The 3,340-nt window shown below is 56.3% G+C and carries 4 protein-coding genes; all 4 read left to right on the top strand.

Going from position 1 to position 3,340, the window contains the following annotated elements; genetic code table 11:
* Positions 1-508: 508 nt before the first annotated feature.
* On the top strand, positions 509-1,774 hold the full coding sequence (locus ACZAHD_RS22600) for a flavin-containing monooxygenase (RefSeq protein ID WP_462458722.1): 1,266 nt from the start codon (positions 509-511) through the stop codon (positions 1,772-1,774).
* A gap of 28 nt (positions 1,775-1,802) precedes the next feature.
* A complete protein-coding gene (locus tag ACZAHD_RS22595) occupies positions 1,803-2,225 on the top strand; it encodes a RidA family protein (protein ID WP_004867660.1) in 423 nt (140 codons plus the stop codon).
* A gap of 9 nt (positions 2,226-2,234) precedes the next feature.
* Positions 2,235-2,909 (top strand): DUF1028 domain-containing protein, encoded by a 675-nt coding sequence (locus ACZAHD_RS22590; RefSeq protein WP_462458721.1) that lies wholly within the window; start codon positions 2,235-2,237, stop codon positions 2,907-2,909.
* A partial coding sequence (locus ACZAHD_RS22585) for a M20/M25/M40 family metallo-hydrolase (protein WP_462458720.1) occupies positions 2,902-3,340 on the top strand: 439 nt, incomplete at its 3' end. The genes ACZAHD_RS22590 and ACZAHD_RS22585, both read left to right, overlap by 8 nt.

The following is a 3,340-nucleotide window of genomic DNA, read 5'->3' as shown; positions in this document are numbered from 1 at the left end:
AACAACAGCCGATCGTTGGGCCGCTCATGAGGTATATCAACGCCGGCGTTGGTCTTTCATGCTGAATTTCACCGATGATGCGAAGCGATGTTAACGGTGCTTCATTGACAATAGCGAAAATAATGGAGAGCATCGGCGCATCCTTCGCTGATAATCCCGAATCGGAGCAACGTTCCGGGCCGCCGAGCCAGGGGAAAGGGCAGTATGGCTCGCCGCTAGCGGGCTTTATGAATAGAAAAAAACGAGCCTCTGGCGATATTTTTTATATGCCGAAAAACTTGCTATTTATTTTTCTTGCATAATTTGCCCTTTGGCTAATTATATTTTTTCCCGGTTTGTGGCGAAATGTTGTTTTTACCTTGTAGATTCAATGTGCTGCACTCTGCATCACTATTTTATTCTCAGGTTCTAAATTTATAATAATTTACCTGCTTGTTACGGTTTATTAACCTCGATCCTGCGCAGTGGTTTATTCCTGGCGATTGAACACCATTCGAAGGACACATTTATGACCGTAGAAATAACGAACATTGATACGTTGATTGTTGGCGGGGGTCAGGCCGGTATTGCCATGAGTGAGCATCTGACGACGCTGGGGATCTCACATCTGGTTATCGAGAAAAACCGCATTGCTGAAGCCTGGCGAACCGGGCGTTGGGACTCGCTGGTGGCGAATGGTCCAGCGTGGCACGACCGTTTCCCGGGAATGGAATTTAAGGGGGGGAATCCCGACAGCTTCATTCCTAAAGACGAGGTAGCGGAATACTTTGAAGATTACGTCAGGGCCTTCAATCTACCGGTACGTACCGGCGTTGAAGTCAAAAGCGCAGTGCGCAACAGCGGACGCGCGGGTTTTACCATCGAGACCACCGAGGGCATCATTGAAGCCCAGCGTATTGTTGCCGCAACCGGACCGTTTCAAAAACCGGTCATTCCAGCGATTGCGCCGAAAGAGAGCGACATTCATCAAATCCATTCCGCCCAATACTACAATCCGCAGCAGCTTCCTGAAGGCGCCGTACTGGTTGTTGGCGCGGGCTCTTCCGGTGTGCAGATTGCCGACGAGCTTCAGCGCGCCGGCCGGCAGGTCTATTTATCCGTCGGTGCGCACGACCGTCCGCCGCGCGCATATCGCAATCGGGACTTCTGCTGGTGGTTAGGGGTGCTCGGCATGTGGGATGCCCCCGCCAGCGCGCCGGGGAAAGAACATGTCACTATCGCTGTCAGCGGTGCCCATGGCGGGCACACCGTGGACTTTCGAGAGATGGCGCACCGCGGCATCACCCTGGTCGGGCTGACGAAAGCCTTTGAATCCGGCACGGCGACCTTTCAGGCGGACCTGTGCGACAACATTCGTCGCGGGGATGAGAACTACCTGGCGCTGCTGGATGCCGCAGATGCCTACATTGCGGCCAATGGCCTGGATCTGCCGGAAGAACCTGCCGCCCGCGAGTTTTTACCGGACCCGTCGTGCATGACTTCGCCGATCCTCTCTCTGGATCTCGCGGAGGCGGGGATCACCACCATTATCTGGGCGACCGGCTACGCCGTGGATTACAGCTGGCTCAATGTGAATGCGTTTAATGAGCAACACCGTCCGCAGCATCAACGCGGCGTCTCCAGCGAACCCGGGGTCTATTTCCTCGGATTGCCGTGGCTGTCGCGCCGGGGGTCTACCTTCATCTGGGGCGTCTGGCATGACGCGAAACACATTGCCGACCATATTGCCACTCAGCGTAAGTACAGCCAGTACCAGGCTGCCGGTCAGCGCTGAACACCCGCCGCTAAACAGGATAAAAAAGATGCCAACGCATACCCGTATTCGCATGTTTAATACCAAAGAAACCTACCCCAATCAGAGCCTGGATAACGATTTATGCCAGGCGGTTCGCGCCGGGAATACCGTCTACGTGCGCGGTCAGGTGGGAACGGATTTTGCCGGTAACCTGGTCGGTTTGGGCGACCCGCAGGCTCAGGCTGAGCAGGCGATGAAAAACGTCAAACAGCTTTTGGAAGAAGCCGGAAGCGACCTGTCGCACATCGTGAAAACCACCACCTATATCATTGACCCACGTTATCGTGAGCCGGTGTATCAGGAAGTAGGTAAATGGCTGAAGGGGGTTTTCCCGATCTCCACGGGGCTGGTGATTTCAGCGCTGGCGCAGCCGCAATGGCTGATGGAGATCGATGTGATTGCCGTCATTCCCGATGATTTTGTGAAGTAAGGAACGACGATGACTTTTTCTATCGCAGCATATTGCCCGGAAAGCGGGCAGTTTGGTATTGCGCTCAGCTCCTCCAGTATTGCCGTCGGTGCCCGTTGTCCCTGGCTACAGGCCGGGGTGGGGGCGGTATCCAGTCAGAACATCACGTTACCGGCGCTGGGGCAGATGGCGTTAGCGCAGCTAGAACAGGGCCTGGCGCCGGACATCGCGTTGCGCAGGGCGCTGGCGGAGGATGATTTCAGCCGCTATCGACAGATCATCGCCATCGACGCCAACGGACAAACTGCCGCGTTCAGTGGCGATAAAACCCTCGGAATCTATCATGTTGCCGAAGGAGAGAACTGCATTGCCGCTGGAAATATGCTGGCCAGCACGGCGGTCATTGAGGCGATGGTGGCCGGTTTCCAGCAGAGCGAAGGTGAAATGGCGTTGCGGTTGCTGGCTGCACTGCAGGCCGGTCTGGCCTGCGGCGGTGAGGCCGGTCCGGTTCACTCTGCGGCGCTCAAGGTCGTGGATGACTATTCCTGGCCGCTGGTGGATTTGCGTATTGACTGGAGCGAGGACGATCCCATTGGCGAACTGGCTGCGCTCTGGCAGGCCTATGAGCCGCAGATGCAGGCCTATATCACGCGCGCGCTCGACCCGCGGGAGGCCCCCAGTTACGGAGTACCGGGCGATGAATAATGAGCTGCAATCGATACTGGCAACGCTGCTGGCTTTTGATACCACCAGTCGCGAATCCAATCTGGAGATGATTGAGTACATAAACCGCTTTCTGAGCGGTTTTGGCATTGAATGCCGGCTGTTCTACGATGACGACGGCAAAAAAGCCAATCTTTACGCCCGCCTGGGGCCGCCGGGGCCGGGTGGCGTGATGCTCTCTGGCCATACCGATGTGGTCCCGGTTGACGGCCAGCACTGGACTGTCCCCCCTTTTGCGCTCACCCTCCGCGATGGCCTGTACTACGGGCGCGGCAGCACCGACATGAAGGGCTTTATTGCCTGTGTGCTGGCCGCTGTTCCCGCCTTTCTCGCCCAACCGTTAAGCATGCCTCTGCATCTGGCCTTTTCCTATGATGAGGAGGTGGGATGTCTCGGCGTCCGCAGTCTGGTAA

Origin of the sequence: Raoultella sp. (genome assembly GCF_039594335.1) — a bacterium.
GTDB lineage: Bacteria > Pseudomonadota > Gammaproteobacteria > Enterobacterales > Enterobacteriaceae > Klebsiella.
This window is presented reverse-complemented; position numbering and strand designations above follow the sequence as displayed.